Here is a 14,071-nt window from a genome sequence, read left to right on the forward strand (position 1 = left end):
ATTCCCATGGCGAAACCTTGGGCCACTCTGGGCGTCGACCTGCACCTCGAACCGGCCGGCTCCGGCGGGCTGCGCCGGGGCCTGACCGACGCCCTGCGCGAGGCCGTCCGCACCGGCCGCCTCGCCCCCGGCACCCGGCTGCCCTCCACCCGCTCCCTCGCCGCCGACCTCGGCATCGCCCGCAACACCGTCGCCGAGACCTATGCCGACCTGGTGGCGGAGGGCTGGCTCACCGCCCGGCAGGGCTCCGGCACCCGGGTGGCGGAGCTGGCGGCGACTCCGCCCTCCGGCAGGGGCGCGGGACCCCGCCACCGGGAGCCCGACCGGCCGACGTACAGCCTCCTCCCCGGCGCCCCCGACCTCGCCGCCTTTCCGCGCACCGAGTGGCTCAGGGCCGCCCGCCGCGCCCTCGCCGCCGCCCCCTACGACGCCCTCGGCTACGGCGACCCGCGGGGCAGGCCAGAACTCCGCACCGCCCTCGCCGGGTACCTCGCACGGGTGCGCGGCGTCCGCACCGACCCGGAGCGGGTGCTGATCACCTCCGGTTTCGCCCACGCCCTGCGGATCGCCGGCACGCTGCTCGGGGCGCGCGGGGTGCGGACGGTGGCGGTGGAGTCGTACGGGGTCGGCGCGTACTGGGGCCTGCTCCAGCAGGCCGGACTCGCCACCCCGGCCCTCCCGTACGACGAACTCGGCACCGACACACGGGCGTTGGGCGGACAGGACGCGGTCATGCTGACCCCGGCCCACCAGTTCCCCATGGGCATGCCCCTGCACCCCGACCGGCGGGCCGCCGTCGTGGACTGGTCGCGGCGCACCGGCGGGCTGGTCCTGGAGGACGACTACGACGGCGAGTTCCGCTACGACCGCCAGCCCGTCGGCGCCCTCCAGGGCCTCGACCCCGACCGTGTGATCTACTTCGGCACCGCCAGCAAGTCCCTCGCCCCGGGACTGCGGCTGGGCTGGATGGTGCTGCCCCCGGCCCTCGCGGAGGAGGCGGCCTCGGCGAAGGGCGGCGTGGACACCGTCGGGGTGCTGGAGCAGCTCACCCTCGCCGAGTTCATCACCTCCGGCGCGTACGACCGCCACGTCCGCTCCTCCCGCCTGCGCTACCGGCGCCGCCGCGACGCCCTCGCCGCCGCCGTCTCGGCCCGGGCCCCCGAGGTGACGGTCACCGGCATCGCCGCCGGCCTGCATGCGGTGCTTCGGTTGCCGACCGGCCTGGAACAGCCGGTGATCCAGGCCGCGACCTGGCAGGGCCTGGCACTGCACGGCCTCGCCGGCTATCGCCACGAGGGGGCTGTCGCCGAGCCGTTGGACGCGCTGGTCGTGGGATACGCGACCCCACCGGACAGCGCGTGGGCGGGGGCGCTGGAGGCGTTGTGCAGGGTGCTGCCGTAGGAACCGGGCCTGAAAACCACCCAGCGGTGAGCCGGTATTGAGATCGCCGTTTCCGGTGAAGTGCCGTCAGACACACCGGAGGGCCCGCCGGAGAAAACCCGACGGGCCCTGGGAAGGCCGACCCTGCCTCAGTGCTCCGACCCGATTCGGCCGGTACCGAGGGAGGCGATTCCGCTGTTCATGCGGACCTCCCGCCTCAAGGAACTGCCGGTAAACGAGATCGAGCAGGGCCGCGTATGCGTGTTGCGAGCGGGCCACGGCCTGGTCGCCGTCCGACGCCGTTTCACCGAGCCGATCGATTCGCTGCATCAACTCTTCGAGCATCGCCGGTACATCGACCGGCACCGGTTTGAAGATGCCGCGTTCCACGAACCTGATGACGGTTGTGACGTATTCGTCAGCTTCTGTCAGATCGGCGTACGTCATTTTCAGGCCCTTGTGTGAGCCGCCCGACGGAAATGGCAGGCTGCGCCACAGGGTGTAGGAATCCATGAAGGTCAGCGTCATCGGTAACGCTTCTCCTATATGTCGCCTTCAGCTGAACCAGTTCTTCGCGCAGGTGCGATACCTGGGCTCTGTTGAACACCGTGTCGTCATACTTGTCCACGCAGCCCAGCATCACCAGGCCACGTTTCCGCGCGGACTCACACACCGCGCTGATGGCGGGATGCATCGACGTCGCCAAGACCTCACCTGTATAGGTGCGTACCAGAATGCTCAGTGGCACTACTTCACCTCTTCGCCGACCTTGACCAGTCCTGGATGCTCTACCTCGGTACATTTGTTCCCATGATGTCTGGGGCGTTGCCGACCCTGGCGAAGTTGCCGTTGTCCTGCAGTTTCGGTCGGTATACATGACCTCAAGCGATGCGCTGGCGATCGCCGCAGGCGCACTGATGTGAACCGGCCTCTCCGCGTGGAACCAGATCAATGGCGGCAACGACGACGAACGGATCAGTTCAAGAGCCAGTCCCTCGGGCCAAGGCGCATCACTCGGCTCCACCAGTTCTGCCGTCACCCGATCCAGTGGTGGAGCACCAGGACCCGGAGGCCGTTGGACCGAGCAGAAGTAGACATCGCGAAAGGAGAGCGCAATATCCGGCTTCTCCGGCGCGTGACACCGCAGGCACTGTTGTGCACCAGCACCGGAGTGTTCCCGGCGAGGACGGAGTACGTGTGGGCGTATTACGGGCGCCGGCGGGCGATGTGATGCGACTTCATGCGGTCTACCTGCGACTTCGTACGGCGACGGAGCCAGCCGGAGGCGTCGGGGCTGTTCTTGACGGCAACGCGGCGGCACAGCCTCGCACGTCGTCGCCTTCGGCCCGCGACTGGCGTCCTCGTTATATCCGGAGCGCGCCTCTATCCAGGAAGCTCCAGAGCGACCGATCTGGCCAGCTCCTGCACGTGGGCGTTATCGATGAGCGAGGGATATTCAGACGCCACCCGCCGCAGCTCTGCACGGATAAACTCCGCGCCAGCCGTGACAAATTCAGTCACAGTGCAGGTGATTTCTGAGTTCAAGTAGCTAGGTGCCACGTGGAGCATATCTTTACCCAGCTCGAAATCAATAGACTCGTCGTTCTCTGTGAAGTCTATCTTCCCGAGCGCATCACCCCCCTCGGCAAAGATCATTACCTGCCGTACGGAGTACATGACATCGAATAGCGGAATCCATCCCCATGGAGGTCCGATCTCGATCCCGGATTGTGACACCTGGACAGACCCCAGGAAGTAGTACCACCTCAGGTCAGCCCTGGACACCGCCCCCAGGCTGTCGCCCTGCACATGCTCTCGACCATGCGCGCCGTAGTCTTCGCTCGGCGTGAATGAGATTCGCACCTGCGTCACCTCACCGGGAAGGCATTGCGGACGTAATTTAGGGCAGGGTCGTAGTACACGCGCATCGTGTATAGCGGACTCCTGCTCCTTGATCGGTCAAACCCAATGGGTTCCTCGATCCGCGTTCGGATAGGCGAAGTCCTCCACCGCGGACGGCGGCGTGGTTCCCCCTGTCGGCTGCGGGTCGGCGGACGCGAGCATCGGCGTGCCCGCCAGCGCCAGAAAGACAGCAACCCCCGCGACCGGGAGCATCCTGCGCATACGAGGAGTCACCCGAATTCCTTTCCAGGCACGGGTGACGGCATGACGGAATAACATCTGCAGCCCCCCGCGCACACAGACGTAAAGCAAAAATAAGTGGTCGATCGCGAGCCTAAAACGGCGTCAGATGGGGAGGCAACGTGACCATCGCCATAGGTATTTCACTAAACCGCCACGACGGGCTCACGGTCGGCAGGGGATGTATTGCCACAAAAGGGGCGGCCGTTTCCCGGCCGCCCCGCACTCCTCGTCCTTGAACGTGCCACCCGTTCAGGCGGGCTGCTCCTCCGTGGGCGCCTCTCCGAATCGGGCCAGCAGCAACGCGCCCGCCACGGCCACCGCGAACCCGAGCACGGCCAGCCAGGTCAGCCCCTCCCGCGTACGGTCTCCCAGCCACACCACCCCCACCGCCGCCGGCCCGATCGTCTCCCCGATCACCATCCCGGCGGTCGCCGTGGTCACCGAGCCCCGCTGCAGAGCCGACGTCAGCAGCATGAACGCGGCGCCGCCCCCGATCAGCAGCGCATAGGTCGCCGGGTTGGTCAGAAGATCCGCCGGCGCCAGGCTGTCGATCAGGCGGACCGTCACCTCGACCACCCCGAAGCCGAACCCGGCCCCGAGCCCGAGCACCAGCGCCCGCGCCGGACCGCTCAGCCGGCCGCCCGCGAGGGCGAGCAGCAGTATCCCGACCGCAACGGCGAGCATCACGTACGCCAACGCCTCAGAGCCGCCCTGCCTGCCCTCCGGCCCGGATGCCAGCCCCAGCATCGCGAGCCCGGCGCACACCACGGCCACCGCGCTCCACTCCGTGCCGCTCAGCCGCACCCGCAGCAGGCGCGCCGCGACCACCGCGGTCACCGCCAGACTCGACGCGAGGGCGGCACTGACGGCGTAGATCGGCAGAGACCGCAGCGCCGCGATCTGGAACAGGAAGCCGAGCCCGTCCAGTGCCAGTCCGGCGATGTACCGCCACTGTCTGAGCGCCCGCAGCAGCAGGGCCGCCTCGCCGCCACCCCCGTCCACGCCCGCCGCCCGCGCGGCCACCGCCTGCAACACCGTCGCGGTGCCGAAGCAGACCGCCGCGCCAAGGGCGCACACCATTCCAAAGACCACAAAGGGACTCTAGGAGAGAGCCGACGCGGCAACCCACTGCGGCCTGCCCTCTTACCGTTCTCTAGGCTGAACCGACAGTCCTACGAACAGGCGAACACGCGGGGGAACACCACGATGGAGAACACGCGCCGCCGACTGCGCTCCGGCACGGTCGTCCTCGGCGGCATGGGCCTGCTGGCCGCCGCCCTCACCGCCTGCTCCTCCGACCCGGACAAGCGCTGCGTCGACCGCGACAGCTACACCTACGGCAAGGGCTACAAGGTCGTCTCCGAGAAGAACTGCAAGACGTCCTCCCTCAAGACCTCGGTCGACGGCGGCTGGTACTACGGCGGCAAGAAGAAGGGCTCCTGGGTGAGCGGCGGCTCCTTCACCAGGCCCAGGTCGGGTTCGGGTGGCAGCCACGGCGGCACCGGAGTCCACCGCGGTGGCTTCGGCGGCGGCCACCACAGCTCCGGCGGCTGACCGGCACCGGCCCATGGAACGCCGTACCACCGCCCCCCGCCCCGGCTGGCAGCGGACCGTCGAGGAGCAGGGGCTCGTCTACCCCCTGACCCGCCACCCCGACGGCTCCCTGCGCCCCTACTGGGACGAGAGCGCCTACTACGTCTTCACCCTGGACGAGATCGAGGCGCTGGAGGAGACCGTCGAGGAACTGCACCGCATGTGTCTCGCGGCCGCCGAGCACATCGTGGCCGAGGACCGGCTCGCCGACCTCGGCATCACCGACCCGCGCGTGGCCGCCGCCGTCACCGAGGCCTGGCGGCGCCGCGCCGAACTCCCCTCTGTCTACGGCCGGTTCGACCTCCGCTACGACGGCACCGGCCCGGCCAAGCTGCTGGAGTACAACGCCGACACCCCGACCTCGCTGGTGGAGGCCGCCTCCCCCCAGTGGTTCTGGATGGAGGACCGCTTTCCCGGCGCCGACCAGTGGAACTCCCTGCACGAACGCCTCGTCGAGGCCTGGCGGACCCAGGCCGCGCTCCTTCCTCCCGGCAGCCCCCTGCACTTCGCGCACTCCTCGGCCGACGAGCTGGGCGAGGACCTGATGACGGTCGCCTATCTGAAGGAGACCGCCGAGCAGGCCGGCCTCGACACCGACTGGCTGTCCATGGAGGAGATCGGCTGGGACACCCTCTCCGGCCGCTTCGTGGACACCCAACTCCGGTTCATCCGCGGCATCTTCAAGCTCTACCCCTGGGAGTGGCTGACCACCGACGACTTCGGCGGGCACGTCCTCGCCACCCTCGACAACGGCGGCGGCACCGGCAGCACCCTGTGGATCGAACCCGCCTGGAAGATGCTGCTCAGCAACAAGGCCCTGCTGGCGATCCTCTGGGAGCTGTACCCCGGCCATCCCAACCTCCTCCCCGCCTACCTCGACGGCCCCCGCAAGCTGGCCTCCGCACCCGGCTACGTCGCCAAACCGCTGCTCGGCCGCGAGGGCGAGGGCGTCACCGTGCACCGGCCGGGCGCCCCGGCCGTACTGCGCGACGAGCCCTGCTGCTACCAGCAGCTCGCCCCGCTGCCCGCCTTCGACGGCAACCATGTCGTCCTCGGTGCGTGGGTCGTCCGGGACGAGCCCGCCGGCCTCGGCATCCGCGAGTCCGCGGGCCTGATCACCGACGAGTACGCCCGCTTCCTGCCCCATGTGATCCTCTGACCCCCGCGCTCAGCCGCTCAGCACCGCCCGGAACCGCTCCAGCCCCCAGTCCAGGTCCTCCTCGCTGATCACCAGCGGCGGAGCGATCCGTACCGTGGCGCTGTGGGTGTCCTTCACCAGCACCCCGCGGTCCATCAGCCGCTCCGAGACCTCCCTCGCCGTGCCCACCTTCCGCGCGATGTCCACGCCCGCCCACAGCCCGCGCCCGCGCACCGCCGTCACCGCGCCCGTGTCCAGGAGCGCCCCCAGCGCCCGGTGCATCCGCTCGCCCAACTCGGCCGCCCGGGCCTGGAACTCGCCCGTGCGCAGCATCGCGATCACCTCCAGCGCCACCGCGCAGGCCAGCGGATTCCCGCCGAACGTCGACCCGTGCTCGTTCGGCCGGAACACCCCGAGCACCTCCGCGCTCGACACCACCGCCGACACCGGCACGATCCCGCCGCCCAGCGCCTTGCCCAGCACGTACATGTCCGGGACCACCCCCTCGTGCTCGCACGCGAAGGTCCGCCCGGTGCGACCGAGACCCGACTGGACCTCGTCGGCGACGAACAGCACGTTCCGCTGGCGGGTCAGCTCCCGGACCGCGGGGAGGTATCCGGCCGGCGGCACGATCACCCCGTTCTCGCCCTGGATCGGCTCCAGCAGCACCGCGACGGTGTTCTCCGTCAGCGCCTGACGCATCGCCGTCAGATCGCCGTACGGCACGATCTCGAACCCCGGCGTGTACGGCCCGAAGTCCGCCCGGGCCTCCGGGTCGGTGGAGAAGCTGATGATCGTCGTCGTACGGCCGTGGAAGTTGCCGCCCGCGACCACGATCTTCGCCATCTCCGCGGGCACCCCCTTCACCCGGTAGCCCCACTTCCGGGCCGTCTTCACCGCGCTCTCCACCGCCTCCGCGCCGGTGTTCACGGGCAGCACCATCTCCATCCCGCACAGCTCGGCCAGCTCCGTGCAGAACGCCGCGAACCGGTCGTGCAGAAAGGCGCGGGACGTCAGCGTCACCCGCTCCAGCTGGGCCTTCGCCGCCTCGATCAGCCGCCGGTTGCCGTGCCCGAAGTTCAGCGCCGAGTAACCGGCCAGCAGATCCAGATACCGCCGCCCCTCCACATCCGTCATCCACGCCCCCTCCGCCGTGGCCACGACGACCGGCAGCGGACGGTAGGTGGGAGCACAGTGCGCCTCGGCGGCGCTGATGAGGTCTTCTGCAGCGGTCATGGCCTCTCCCGGATCCGACGAGAACACTTCGGGAACACGACGGTGACCCCTTTCCTATCGTCGCTCGCATGGTGGACGCGGGACCTGCGCCGTACGGCTCGCCCGGTAGGCTGATCAGCGGGTCGTGACTGGCGCGCTTGGGATGGGACGGACCATCGGGGAGCGGCCCCAGCGGGAAAGTGCCGTGCGCCTGGGCCGAACGTGAACGCTGTACACGCCGTCCGGAGGTCCTCATGCCAGAGCAGCAGTCCCTCTCCACCGAGTCCACCGCCTTCCGCGCCGCCCTCGACGTCATCCGCGCCGTGGAACCGCGCGTCGCCGACGCCATCGGCCAGGAGGTCGCCGACCAGCGCCAGATGCTCAAGCTGATCGCCTCCGAGAACTACGCCTCCCCGGCCACCCTGCTGGCGATGGGCAACTGGTTCAGCGACAAGTACGCCGAGGGCACCGTCGGCCGCCGCTTCTACGCCGGCTGCCGCAACGTCGACACCGTGGAGGCCCTGGCCGCCGAGCACGCCCGCGAACTCTTCGGCGCCCGCCACGCCTACGTCCAGCCGCACTCCGGCATCGACGCCAACCTCGTCGCCTTCTGGGCCGTCCTCGCCGACCGGGTCGAGGCGCCCTTCCTGGAGAAGACCGGCGCCCGCCAGGTCAACGACCTGACCGAGGCCGACTGGGCCGAGCTGCGGCAGGCCTTCGGCAACCAGCGCATGCTCGGCATGTCCCTGGACGCCGGCGGCCACCTCACCCACGGCTTCCGCCCGAACATCTCCGGCAAGATGTTCGACCAGCGCTCCTACGGCACCGACCCGGCCACCGGCCTGATCGACTACGACGCCCTGCGCGCCCAGGCCCGCGAGTTCAAGCCGCTGATCATCGTCGCCGGCTACTCGGCCTACCCCCGTCTGGTGAACTTCCGCGTCATGCGCGAGATCGCCGACGAGGTCGGCGCGACCCTGATGGTCGACATGGCACACTTCGCGGGCCTCGTCGCCGGCAAGGTCCTCACCGGCGACTTCGACCCGGTCCCGCACGCCCAGATCGTCACCACCACCACCCACAAGTCGCTGCGCGGCCCGCGCGGCGGCATGGTCCTGTGCGACGACTCCCTCAAGGACCAGGTCGACCGCGGCTGCCCGATGGTCCTCGGCGGCCCGCTGCCGCACGTGATGGCCGCCAAGGCCGTCGCCCTCGCCGAGGCGCGGCAGCCCGCTTTCCAGGACTACGCCCAGCGCATCGTCGACAACTCCCGCGCCCTGGCCGAGGGCCTGATGCGGCGCGGCGCCACCCTGGTCACCGGCGGCACCGACAACCACCTCAACCTGATCGACGTCGCCACCTCCTACGGCCTCACCGGCCGCCAGGCCGAAGCGGCCCTCCTCGACTCGGGCATCGTCACCAACCGCAACGCCATCCCGGCCGACCCCAACGGCGCCTGGTACACCTCCGGCATCCGCATCGGCACGCCCGCCCTGACCACCCGCGGCCTCGGCACCGCCGAGATGGACGAGGTGGCGGGCCTGATCGACCGCGTCCTCACCACCACCGAGCCGGGCACCACCAAGTCGGGTGCCCCGTCCAAGGCGGCCCACGTCCTGGACGAGAAGGTCGCCCGGGAAATCGCCGGGCGGGCGACGGACCTGGTGGCGGGCTTCCCGCTGTATCCGCAGGTCGACCTGGGCTGAAGCGGCCCGTAAGAGGGCGGCGGGGCTGCATTCGACATGCGGCTCCGCCGCGCGGGCGCGAGGAACCACGGACCACGCGCACTTCCCCACGACCCAGAACCCCCCGTGCTCTCTGCGACAATGAAAAACATGGCCACTGCTGATCGCCCCCGCGTGCTCTCCGGCATCCAGCCCACCGCCGGCTCGTTCCACCTCGGCAACTACCTCGGCGCCGTCCGCCAGTGGGTGGCCCTGCAGGAGACCCACGACGCGTTCTACATGGTCGTCGACCTGCACGCGATCACGGTCCCGCAGGACCCGAAGGAGCTGCGGGCCAACACCCGGCTCGCCGCCGCGCAGCTGCTGGCCGCCGGTCTGGACCCGGACCGCTGCACCCTCTTCGTCCAGAGCCACGTCCCCGAGCACGCCCAGCTCGCCTGGATCATGAACTGCCTCACCGGCTTCGGCGAGGCCAGCCGCATGACCCAGTTCAAGGACAAGTCCGCCAAGCAGGGCGCCGACCGCGCCTCCGTCGGCCTGTTCACCTACCCGATCCTCCAGGTCGCCGACATCCTCCTCTACCAGGCGAACGAGGTGCCGGTCGGCGAGGACCAGCGGCAGCACATCGAGCTGACCCGCGACCTGGCCGAGCGCTTCAACGGCCGCTTCGGGCAGACGTTCACGATCCCGTCGCCGTACATCCTCAAGGAGACGGCGAAGATCTACGACCTGCAGGAACCGTCGATCAAGATGAGCAAGTCGGCGTCCACGCCGAAGGGCCTCATCAACCTGCTCGACGAGCCGAAGACCACCGCCAAGAAGGTCAAGAGCGCCGTCACCGACACCGACACCGTGATCCGCTACGACACGGAGAACAAGCCGGGCGTGTCGAACCTCCTCACCATCTACTCCACGCTCACCGGCAAGTCGATCGCCGACCTGGAGCGGGAGTACGAGGGCAAGATGTACGGCGCCCTCAAGACGGACCTCGCCGAGGTCATGGTCGAGTTCGTGACGCCGTTCCGGGAGCGCACCCAGCAGTACCTGGACGACTCCGAGACGCTCGACTCGATCCTCGCCAAGGGCGCGGAGAAGGCGCGCGCGGTCGCCGCGGAGACCCTCGCGCAGACGTACGAGCGCGTCGGTTTCCTGCCGGCGAAGCACTGAGCACGTACGGACCGGCACACAGTCGCACGGACCGGCGCTGAGGCGCACGACCGCACCCACGTCCTACGGGGCAGAGCGCTGCACATCACTTCCGCCGCGCCTGCCTACAGGGCGGCCATGGCCGTACAGTCGATAGCCGACGGACGAGACAAAAACAGACACACGACAGGAGACGACGTGGGGACCGTAACGATCGGCGTCTCGATCGCGGTCCCGGAGCCTCACGGCAGCCTGCTCCAGGAGCGGCGCGCGGGCTTCGGCGACGCTGCGGCTCACGGGATCCCCACGCATGTCACGCTGTTGCCGCCGACCGAGGTCGACGAGAGCGAGCTGCCGGCCGTCGAGGCGCACCTCACCGAGGTCGCCGCGGCCGGGCGGCCGTTCCCCATGCGACTGTCCGGCACGGGCACGTTCCGTCCGCTGTCCCCGGTGGTCTACGTCCGCGTCGTCCAGGGCGCCGAGGACTGCACCCTGCTGCAGCAGCGGGTGCGGGACGCTTCCGGGCCGGTGGCGCGTGAGCTGCAGTTCCCGTACCACCCGCATGTCACCGTCGCGCACGGCATCGACGACGCGGCGATGGACCGTGCGTTCGAGGAACTGGCCGGATTCGACGCGCAGTGGCCGTGCACGGGGTTCGCGCTCTACGAGCAGGGCGCCGATGGGGTGTGGCGCAAGTTGCGGGAGTACACGTTCGGGGGATCCGTGGTGCCGTCGCAGGCCGGTGCGCTCCGTGGGGTGGGCCGCAGCGCGGTGTCGTAGGAGGCCCTCAGACGGGCAGCCGTCGGAACAGCGCCCTCGGCAGGTGCCGTAGCGCCGCCATCACCACCCTCAGCGCTCCCGGCACCCACACCACCTCCGACCGCCTGCGCAAGCCCAGTTCGATCGCCGTGGCCACCGCCTCCGGGGTCGTCGAAAGCAGCCCCTCGCCCCGGACGTACCCGGGCCGCACGACCATGACGTGCACGCCCGTGCCGTGCAGGGCGTCGCCGAGGCCCTGGGCGAAGGTGTCAAGGCCGGCCTTGCTGGAGCCGTAGATGAAGTCGGCCCGGCGGGCCCGCTCCCCGGCGACGGAGGACAGCACCACGAGGGAGCCGTGCCCCTGGGTCTGCAGCGCGCGGCCGGCGACCAGGCCGGCGGAGACGGCTCCGGCGTAGTTGGTCCGCGCGACCTGGACGGCCCGTACCGGGTCACGTTCGTCGTGGGCCTGGTCGCCGAGGATGCCGAAGGCCAGCAGCACCATGTCGATGTCGCCCTCGGCGAAGACCTTGCCGAGGACGGCCTCGTGGGACTCGGGGTCGAGGGCGTCGAAGGCGACGGTACGGGTGTCCGCGCCGAGCGCGCGCAGACTCTCGGCGGCCTGTTCCAGGGCCGGTGACGGGCGGCCCGCGAGCCACACCGTGCGGGTGCGGCGGGCGATCAGCCGGCGCGTGGTGGCCAGCGCGATCTCGGACGTGCCGCCGAGGACGAGCAGGGACTGGGGGAGGCCGAAGGCGGTGTCTCCAGGCATGCCGTTGACCGTATCGTCCCTATATGAGGGATTGTTACTGAACATTCGCCCGCTCCATACAATGGGTGATTAGTGGGATGTCTTACGAGCGCGCGGTCGGGGGCAGGAACGGCTCATGGACTGGCTGAAGAGACTCCCCGGCATCGGGCCCCTCGTGGTCCGGCTGATGGAGACGCACGCGTGGCACTGCTACGAACGGCTGGACCGGGTGAAGTGGACGCGGCTGGCCGCCGCCATGACGTTCATCAGCTTCGTGGCGCTGTTCCCGCTGCTCACCCTGGTCGCCGCGGTCAGCGCGGCCACGCTCAGCCCGGACCGGCAGAAGACCGTCGAGCACAAGATCGCCGAGCAGTTCCCCGGTGTCGTCTCCAGCCAACTGGACCTCACCTCGCTCGTCCAGAACGCCGGTACCGTCGGCGTCATCGCGGGCGCCGTGCTGCTGCTCACCGGCATCGGCTGGGTCGGCCAGACCCGGGACTGCCTGCGCGCGGTGTGGGAGCTGCCGGACCAGCAGCAGAACCCGGTGGTGGCCAAGGCCAAGGACGCCGGCATCCTGCTCGGCCTCGGCGGGGCCCTGCTGATCACGCTCGCCGCGTCCACGCTCGCCTCGGCCGCCGTCGGCGTCGTGTCGCGCAACCTCGGCCTGGCCGAGCACGGCTGGGGCAGTGTGCTGCTGCGGATCGCCGCGTTCGCCGTGGCCGTGCTCGGCGACTTCCTCGTCCTGCTCTACGTCCTGACCCTGCTGCCCGGTGTCGAGCCGCCGCGCCGCCGCCTGGTGGTGGCCGCACTGCTCGGCGCGGTCGGCTTCGAACTGCTGAAACTGCTGCTCAGCGGCTATATCCAGGGAGTCGCCGCGAAGAGCATGTACGGCGCGTTCGGCGTCCCCGTGGCGCTGCTGCTGTGGATCAACTTCACCGCGAAACTGATCCTGTTCTGCGCCTCCTGGACGGCGACCCACAGCACGGAGGCCGAAGGCGCCGACGTCACGGACGCGACCGGCGGCGCATCAGGTCCGGCAGCGGCCACCGGCGATTGATCAGGAACGCCGCGCCCGCGAGCAGCACCAGCACCCCGCCCGTGATGGCCGCGGCGGTGCCGATGCCCGAGCCGGAGTCGGCGGTGGCACCCGCCACCGGCTTGGCGCCGGAGCCGTCGCCGCCCGTGGACTGCCCGGCGGAGGTGCCGGCCCCCGGGCTCGGCAGGGCGCTCTTCGGCGGCACCAGCTCACCCACCGGCCTGACCTTGCCGGCCGCCTGGAAGCCCCAGTCGAACAGCTTGGCGGTCTCCTTGTAGACCTCGTTGTGCTCGCGCTTGTCCGGGTGCATCACGGTGACGAGCAGTACCCGGCCGTTGCGCTCGGCGACCCCGGTGAAGGTGGCGCCCGCGTTGGTGGTGTTGCCGTTCTTCACACCCGCGATGCCCTGGTAGACGGGCACGTCGATGTCACCGCTCAGCAGCCGGTTGGTGTTGCGGATCTCGCCCGACTCGAACCTGGCGCTGACGGTCGAGCAGTAGTCGCGGAAGTCCTTCTTCTGCAGCCCGGACCGGGCGAACAGCGTCAGGTCGTACGCCGACGACAGCTGCCCCGGCTCGTCGTAGCCGTCGGGCGAGACCACGTGCGTGTCCAGGGCCTGCAGTTCGTCGGCGTGGTCCTGCATGTCCTTGACGGTCTGCGGGACTCCGTGGTTCATCGCGGCCAGTGTGTGCACGGCGTCGTTGCCCGAGCGCAGGAAGACCCCGAGCCACAGGTCGTGGACGGAGTAGGTGTGCCCCTCCTTTATCCCGACCACGCTGGAGCCGGCACCCATGCCCGCGAGGTCGGACGGCGCCACCTTGTGCCTCTCGTCCTTCGGGAAGCGGGGCAGCAGGGTGTCCGCGAACAGCATCTTCAGCGTGCTCGCCGGGGGCAGCCGCCAGTGCGCGTTGTGTGCGGCGAGCACCTCGCCGGACTCGGCGTCGGTGACGATCCACGACCGCGCGGTGAGGTCCTTCGGCAGTACCGGGACACCGGGCGCGAGATCGACCTGGGTGCCGGGCTGCCCCAGCCGGTCGCCGCCCACGGTCGACATGTGAGCCGGGGGTGTGGCCGCCGGGCTCGTCGAGGGGGCCGGGGCGGCGAGGGCGGCGGGCGCGGTGACGGAGAGGGACAGCAGGGTGGCGGAGGTGACCACCAGCGATCGCGGGCCGATCTTCTTCGGAGCAGGCACGGTCGAGAAAGTACCTTTTGTCGGCTGTGGAGTT

13 protein-coding genes are annotated in these 14,071 nt (G+C 70.0%); 7 read left to right on the plus strand and 6 right to left on the minus strand.

Features of this window, described 5'->3' with window-relative positions; translation table 11 throughout:
• The first annotated feature begins 6 nt into the window (after positions 1–6).
• Positions 7–1,401, plus strand: coding sequence for a PLP-dependent aminotransferase family protein (locus ACFYOH_RS01655; RefSeq protein ID WP_388619868.1), 1,395 nt, complete (start codon positions 7–9; stop codon positions 1,399–1,401).
• A gap of 66 nt (positions 1,402–1,467) precedes the next feature.
• Here ACFYOH_RS01655 and ACFYOH_RS01660 read toward each other — a convergent pair whose 3' ends face one another.
• From ACFYOH_RS01660 to ACFYOH_RS01670, 3 genes are all read right to left on the minus strand, one after another.
• On the minus strand, positions 1,468–1,908 hold the full coding sequence (locus ACFYOH_RS01660) for a hypothetical protein (protein WP_388619870.1): 441 nt from the start codon (positions 1,906–1,908) through the stop codon (positions 1,468–1,470).
• An 855-nt stretch (positions 1,909–2,763) separates the two neighbouring features.
• Positions 2,764–3,243: a hypothetical protein gene (locus ACFYOH_RS01665; protein WP_388619872.1), complete on the minus strand. Its 480-nt coding sequence runs from the start codon at positions 3,241–3,243 to the stop codon at positions 2,764–2,766.
• A 531-nt stretch (positions 3,244–3,774) separates the two neighbouring features.
• On the minus strand, positions 3,775–4,605 hold the full coding sequence (locus ACFYOH_RS01670; RefSeq protein WP_388621030.1) for a DMT family transporter: 831 nt from the start codon (positions 4,603–4,605) through the stop codon (positions 3,775–3,777).
• A gap of 126 nt (positions 4,606–4,731) precedes the next feature.
• On the opposite strand from ACFYOH_RS01670, the gene ACFYOH_RS01675 reads away from it, so the two are divergent.
• Complete coding sequence (locus ACFYOH_RS01675; RefSeq protein ID WP_388619874.1) at positions 4,732–5,079, plus strand: hypothetical protein; 348 nt, start codon at positions 4,732–4,734, stop codon at positions 5,077–5,079.
• Positions 5,080–5,092: 13 nt separating this feature from the next.
• Entirely contained in the window at positions 5,093–6,277 is a 1,185-nt protein-coding gene (locus ACFYOH_RS01680; protein WP_388619877.1) for a glutathionylspermidine synthase family protein, read from the plus strand.
• A gap of 9 nt (positions 6,278–6,286) precedes the next feature.
• Here ACFYOH_RS01680 and rocD read toward each other — a convergent pair whose 3' ends face one another.
• Positions 6,287–7,492 (minus strand): ornithine--oxo-acid transaminase, encoded by a 1,206-nt coding sequence (rocD, locus tag ACFYOH_RS01685; RefSeq protein ID WP_388619879.1) that lies wholly within the window; start codon positions 7,490–7,492, stop codon positions 6,287–6,289.
• 233 nt (positions 7,493–7,725) lie between these two features.
• Here rocD and ACFYOH_RS01690 point away from each other — a divergent pair, with 233 nt between their 5' ends.
• The 3 genes from ACFYOH_RS01690 to ACFYOH_RS01700 all read left to right on the plus strand — a co-directional run bounded on the left by ACFYOH_RS01690 (position 7,726) and on the right by ACFYOH_RS01700 (position 11,082).
• Positions 7,726–9,177: a glycine hydroxymethyltransferase gene (locus ACFYOH_RS01690; RefSeq protein ID WP_388619882.1), complete on the plus strand. Its 1,452-nt coding sequence runs from the start codon at positions 7,726–7,728 to the stop codon at positions 9,175–9,177.
• Positions 9,178–9,306: 129 nt separating this feature from the next.
• Positions 9,307–10,323: a tryptophan--tRNA ligase gene (gene trpS / locus ACFYOH_RS01695; protein ID WP_388619885.1), complete on the plus strand. Its 1,017-nt coding sequence runs from the start codon at positions 9,307–9,309 to the stop codon at positions 10,321–10,323.
• Positions 10,324–10,500: 177 nt separating this feature from the next.
• Complete coding sequence (locus ACFYOH_RS01700) at positions 10,501–11,082, plus strand: 2'-5' RNA ligase family protein (RefSeq protein ID WP_388619886.1); 582 nt, start codon at positions 10,501–10,503, stop codon at positions 11,080–11,082.
• A gap of 7 nt (positions 11,083–11,089) precedes the next feature.
• Here the strand turns inward: ACFYOH_RS01700 and ACFYOH_RS01705 are convergent, their stop codons facing one another.
• Positions 11,090–11,830, minus strand: a complete 741-nt coding sequence (locus ACFYOH_RS01705; protein WP_388619888.1) for a decaprenylphospho-beta-D-erythro-pentofuranosid-2-ulose 2-reductase — start codon at positions 11,828–11,830, stop codon at positions 11,090–11,092.
• Between the two features lie 115 nt (positions 11,831–11,945).
• Here ACFYOH_RS01705 and ACFYOH_RS01710 point away from each other — a divergent pair, with 115 nt between their 5' ends.
• Positions 11,946–12,866, plus strand: coding sequence for a YihY/virulence factor BrkB family protein (locus tag ACFYOH_RS01710; RefSeq protein WP_388619891.1), 921 nt, complete (start codon positions 11,946–11,948; stop codon positions 12,864–12,866).
• On the opposite strand, the gene ACFYOH_RS01715 is transcribed toward ACFYOH_RS01710, so the two are convergent.
• Positions 12,814–14,037, minus strand: a complete 1,224-nt coding sequence (locus ACFYOH_RS01715) for a D-alanyl-D-alanine carboxypeptidase family protein (protein WP_388619894.1) — start codon at positions 14,035–14,037, stop codon at positions 12,814–12,816. The genes ACFYOH_RS01710 and ACFYOH_RS01715 overlap by 53 nt on opposite strands.
• Positions 14,038–14,071: the final 34 nt, after the last annotated feature.

The sequence above is a fragment of the Streptomyces sp. NPDC007856 genome (assembly GCF_042868225.1).
Classification (GTDB): domain Bacteria; phylum Actinomycetota; class Actinomycetes; order Streptomycetales; family Streptomycetaceae; genus Streptomyces.